Source organism: Phytoactinopolyspora endophytica (assembly GCF_004138495.1).
Lineage (GTDB): Bacteria > Actinomycetota > Actinomycetes > Jiangellales > Jiangellaceae > Phytoactinopolyspora > Phytoactinopolyspora endophytica.
The window spans coordinates 162485-167460 of sequence record NZ_ML142866.1 but is presented as its reverse complement, the minus strand read 5'-3'; the positions used below and the strand labels follow the sequence as shown (position 1 = coordinate 167460).

Genomic DNA, 4976 nt, shown 5'->3' with positions numbered 1-4976 from the left:
CGCGTCGAAGGTCGACGCGGGAACGTTGAGGTGCTGCATGACCCCTGGGAGGTCACAGAAGCGGATGTCGACGAATTCGACACCCTCGTCTTTGACGAACTTCAGCAGCTCGTCGGCGTTGGTGAACATGTACTCTCCTTCGCACCTGGCGGGGTTGGCCATGGGTGTCGACGGTCAGCTCTGACCGACTCGCTAGATAGCCAGCGACGTTATGAGTGCGGCATTTCCCGCTTGTGTCTCTAGTGTTTCACGAGTGTTACGCCGCCGACAGTAGACGTAACAAAGCCGTCGGCTGGGTGCCTATACTGCCCTGATTGTCTCCGTACGTCGTTACAGCGAAGATACGATCGTGGGCCATCATCGTGTCGTGTGACCATGACCGGACGGCTGGGATCCGGCGGCGCGGGCGACCTCGGTAGAGTCGTGGGGTGAGCACCGACCGACCGTCCCCATCGCACTCAGCACTGCCGGATTCCGGGCCCGGGTCGCCCGCGACATGGGCCCGGCGGTTCGCGGCCCTGGCGATCGACTGGGTGCTGGCGAACATCGCCGCGTTCATTCTCGTCGGTGGTGAAGCCTGGGAGATCGGGTCCGGTCTGACCTGGCTGCCGCTGGCATGCTGGTTCGGCATGGTATGGCTGAGCACGGCCTTCACCGGCGCCAGCATGGCGCAGTGGATGCTGCGTGTCCGCATCGTGCGGTTGACCGGCGGGCGCGTGGGCATCCTCAACGCCGCCTTGCGCACGGGCCTGATCCTGCTGGTGATCCCGCCGATCGTGGCCGACAAGGACCGGCGTGGGCTGCACGACCTGGCCACGAACACGGCGGCCGTGAACGGCCCGCGCAGGGCTTGATCCACCTGAGTCAGCGACGGCTGGTCGGTGGCGGCCCACCGGTCGGGAGCTTCATGCCCTTGGGCAACGGTCCCTTCGGCATTCCCACCGGCTGTGTCCCCAGCGCGCGCAGCCGCTGCCGGAGTTCCGTGACCTCTGCCGGGCGGAGGTTCTTCGGCAGCTTCTGCAGATGCTTGGTCAGCCGTGGAAGCGGCACCTGGTCGTCGCCACGGCCGACGACGATGTCATAGACGGGCGTCTCCGGTGCGACTCGGGCATGCCGCTTCTTCTCCTGCTGAAGAAGATTCGCGACTCTGCCGTGCACCTCGCCCTCACCGATCAGGACGATGCCCGGACGCCCCACGGCCCGATGGACGACGTCCTGGTGCCGGTTGGCGCCGATGCCTGGGGCGGAATCCCACCCCTTTCGGAGCGTACCGAGGGCGGCGGCCGCGGCTCCCGGCTGTCCTTCGATCTGCGAGTACGCCGCGCGTTCAGCTCGCTTCCCGAAGACGATCGCGCCGGCGAGCAGCGCGGACGGGAGGCCGAGGATCAGCCAGACCCAGAGCGGGCCGAGCAAGAGGCCGATCAGCACCGTCAGGCCGAGGACACCGAGCATCCAGGCCAGAGTGATCCACCCGACCCAGCGGTCAGACCTCCTGGCCATCCGGTAGGTCTGTTTGATCTGTGCGATCCGGCCCTTCTTCTCGCCGGAGTCCTGCTGATCCTGGTCCTTACGCGCCATATGACGATCCTAGCTAAGAAACACGATGGTCGGCTCGACGGGACCGTCCGGATATCGCGGTTCCGCCGATCTCGCCGATCTCACCGCGGTCAACAGGTCGCGGCGGTCGACGTTCCCGGGACGTTGAGGGTCGCACGACCCCTAAGTCGTCGTCTGTCCTTGCCGAGCGGCAAGAGCCTGCCGGTAGAGGCGGCCGGCGCGGTACGACGAGCGCACGAGCGGGCCGGACATGACGCCCGCGTAGCCGATCTCGGTCGCCTCGGCACCGAGCTCGTCGAACTCTTCGGGTGTGGCCCAGCGCTCTACCGGGTGGTGCCGTGGAGTGGGACGCAGGTACTGCGTAATGGTGATCAGATCACAGCCGGCGTCGTGCAGGTCGACCAACGCCTGGGAGATCTCCTCGCGCGTCTCGCCCATGCCGAGGATCAGGTTGGACTTGGTGACCATGCCCGCGGCGCGGGACAGAGACAGCACCTCGAGGGAGCGCTCGTAGGAGAAAGCGGGGCGGATGCTGCGGAAGATCCGCGGAACCGTCTCCACGTTGTGTGCGAACACCTGGGGTTCGGCGTCGAACACCTGCTGGAGCAGGTCGGGCTTGGCGGAGAAGTCGGGCGTGAGGATCTCTACGCCGGTGTTCGGATTGAGCTTGTGGATCTGGCGCACGGTCTCCGCGTACAGCCAGGCGCCCTCGTCGTCGAGGTCGTCCCGGGTCACGCCGGTCACGGTGGCGTAGCGCAGCCCCATGGCCTGGACCGACTCGGCGACCCGGCGCGGCTCGTCCACGTCGAGCGGGTCGGGCTTGCCAGTGTCGATCAGGCAGAAGTCACATCGGCGAGTGCAGTGGTCACCGCCGATCAGGAACGTCGCCTCCCGGTCCTCCCAGCATTCGAAGATGTTCGGACAGCCCGCTTCCTGACAGACGGTATGCAGACCCTCACGCTTCACCAAGGCCTGTAGTTCCCGATACTCCGGGCCCATGGTGGCCTTGGTCTTGATCCAGGATGGCTTCTTCTCGATCGGCGTCTCGCTGTTACGGACCTCGAGGCGTAGCAGCCGACGTCCCTCCGGTGCGACAGTCACACGTTCACCCTACGAGGTCGGTACCGCGCTGGGCCATGTGGTGTGCCCAGCGCCACAGCCGCGCCGGCAGCTGAGGCACCGGCGCGGCGGCTGTGGCCGTCAGACCGCTGCCTTCCTGTGCTCGGGCGGTGCCGGCTGCTCGGCCTGCACGACGGCGAGGTGCTCCACCACCCGCGGCATGACGTCGGCGACGGTGACGGCGCGCCCGAGCTCCTGCGAGATCGACGTGACGGCGGCGTCGGAGATGCCGCACGGGACGATACGGTCGTACCAGCCCAGGTCGCAGTCGCAGTTCAAGGCGAACCCGTGCATGGTCACCTTCTGGGCGACCCTGATGCCGACGGCACCGACCTTGCGAGCCGGGCCGCGGTCGTCGGCCGGCACCCACACGCCGCTTCGGCCCTTGATGCGTTCCGCGGTCAGACCGAACTCGGCGCAGACGTCGATCATGAGCTGCTCGACGCGCCTGACATACGCGACGACGTCGAGCCGTCCGGGAAGCTCAATGATGGGATAGCCGACGATCTGCCCTGGGCCGTGCCAGGTGATCTTGCCGCCACGGTCCACGTCGATCACGGGGGCGCCGGCGTCGATGAGTGGGCGCTCGTGAGGCTTCGTCAGTTTTCCGGCCGTGTATACGGGCGGATGTTCCAGGAGAACGACCGTGTCGTCGATCTCGCCGGCCACACGCGCGCCGTGCAGCGTGCGTTGCTCATCCCAGGCCTCGTCGTAGGGCACCTGTGCCTCGTGGCGGATTACCCGCAGCTCCCTCATGGGTGATGAGCTTATGACGTGAGTGTCGCCGTACTCTATGCCTCAGGTCACCTGCGTCACAGAGGAGGGGACAAAGTGGTCAAATCGGACTAAATGCGTCACAGTTGAGGGTTGGGCCCGCGACCGGGCCAGTCTGGGTCGCCAGGGGCGCGTCTAGGTGAGACTATTCCGGTGGAAAGTTGATCTCGGGCGGCGACGAGCACCAAGATTTGGAAACATAGACGCTATGGAGGGGTCGTTGCACGTCCCTGGGTACACCGTCGTCCGGCGGTTGGGGTCAGCCGATTCGCCGATGTGGCTGGGCACCGAGAACGCCACCGGGCAGCCCGTCACGCTGCGACAGGTGCGCGGTGACGCCCAGACGCTACGGGACGGCTTGAGCTCGGCCACGCTCGTCATGGGTGCGCTGAACCATCCGCACGTGATCCCGTTCCATGACGTCGTCGAGACGCCGACCGGGCCGGTACTGGTCCTCGCGGCGGCTGAGGGCGGCAGCCTGACCGACGTCCTGGTCAACCGGCGCACCCTCGCGCCGGGGGAGATGGTCACTGCATGCGCTCCCGTCGCCGAGGCGCTGGCGGAGATCCACCACCACGGAATCGTGCACGGCGCCATCACACCGGACGAGATCGTCTTCGCCAGAGACGGCCGGCCGATGCTGGCCGGGATCGGCCTGGCGACCATCGGTGCCCGGGTGAACCTCCACGGCACCACCATCGCGCCCGAGGCGGCCACCGGGGCTGGGTTGGCGCCACCCGCGGACGTATACAGCATCGCGGCGATCGGGATCCTCTGCCTGACCGGACCCGTCTCCGCGCAGCAGCTGTACGCCGCGTCCGCCGAGCACCTGCTCGCCACCGGAATGCCTCCCGCGGCCCAAGCCGTCGTCACCCGCGCGATCGGCCGGAACATCGGCCGTCGTCCGGATGCGGAGACGCTGGTGAACGCCCTCTACGCCATCGCGGACCCGGAGCCGGTGGAGCTGGTGGTGCCTGAGGAGACGCCGCCTCATGCGCCGCCCATGCCGGGTCCGCCGCCGCTCGGCGCATCGTCGCCGATGACGCCGACCCAAGGAACGCCTCAGGGCCCGCCGCCGCAGGGTCCGCCGCCGTCGTCGGGCGAGGCGCCTCCCGGTGCGGCATCGCCGCCTGCCGCCGTCCCCCCGGGTGCGGGGGTGTCCGGGCCCGATAGCGGCGATCCCGACGAACTGGACGATGTGACCGCGTACATGCGGCAGGTCAGCACACCGGGGCGACGAGCGCGACGCAGGGCGTCGGCGGATGCGGACGAGGCGGACGAGACCCAGGGGGGCTCCAGGCGGAGGCCGCGAGCGGACGACGACTCCACTGGCCATGGCGAGCGTGCCGGTGCCGCGGGACAGTCCGAGACCGCCGCTGCGGGCCGCCGGGGCCGAGAGCGCGGCGAACGTCGTACCTCTGGCAAGAGTGAATCCGCGGCGGCCGGTGCCCGTTCCTCCGCGAGACGCGGGAAGACGCCACGCGATGACGATGCCGGCACGACGGAGCCGAGCGGTCGCTCGCGTG

6 protein-coding genes are annotated in these 4976 nt (G+C 68.2%); 2 read left to right on the top strand and 4 right to left on the bottom strand.

Annotation, left to right across the window (positions count from 1 at the left end):
• The coding region (locus tag ELR45_RS43000) for a glutamine synthetase (RefSeq protein WP_240760199.1) at positions 1–129 on the bottom strand (129 nt) is incomplete at its 3' end.
• A 299-nt stretch (positions 130–428) separates the two neighbouring features.
• On the opposite strand from ELR45_RS43000, the gene ELR45_RS27700 reads away from it, so the two are divergent.
• Positions 429–854, top strand: a complete 426-nt coding sequence (locus ELR45_RS27700; protein ID WP_129669199.1) for an RDD family protein — start codon at positions 429–431, stop codon at positions 852–854.
• 10 nt (positions 855–864) lie between these two features.
• Here ELR45_RS27700 and ELR45_RS27695 read toward each other — a convergent pair whose 3' ends face one another.
• The 3 genes from ELR45_RS27695 to lipB all read right to left on the bottom strand — a co-directional run bounded on the left by ELR45_RS27695 (position 865) and on the right by lipB (position 3432).
• A complete protein-coding gene (locus ELR45_RS27695) occupies positions 865–1578 on the bottom strand; it encodes a DUF4191 domain-containing protein (protein ID WP_129669198.1) in 714 nt (237 codons plus the stop codon).
• 141 nt (positions 1579–1719) lie between these two features.
• Complete coding sequence (lipA, locus tag ELR45_RS27690; RefSeq protein ID WP_129669197.1) at positions 1720–2658, bottom strand: lipoyl synthase; 939 nt, start codon at positions 2656–2658, stop codon at positions 1720–1722.
• Between the two features lie 99 nt (positions 2659–2757).
• Positions 2758–3432 (bottom strand): lipoyl(octanoyl) transferase LipB, encoded by a 675-nt coding sequence (gene lipB, locus ELR45_RS27685; protein ID WP_129669196.1) that lies wholly within the window; start codon positions 3430–3432, stop codon positions 2758–2760.
• 226 nt (positions 3433–3658) lie between these two features.
• Between lipB and ELR45_RS42180 the strand changes: the two genes are divergently transcribed.
• Positions 3659–4976: protein kinase domain-containing protein (locus tag ELR45_RS42180; RefSeq protein WP_165368148.1), on the top strand; the 1318-nt coding region annotated here is incomplete at its 3' end.

Coding starts and splice junctions, on each gene's coding strand:
- ELR45_RS27695 (WP_129669198.1), bottom strand. CDS start 1,578: ATGGCGCGTAAGGACCAGGATCAGCAGGACTCCGGCGAGAAGAAGGGC.
- lipB (WP_129669196.1), bottom strand. CDS start 3,432: ATGAGGGAGCTGCGGGTAATCCGCCACGAGGCACAGGTGCCCTACGAC.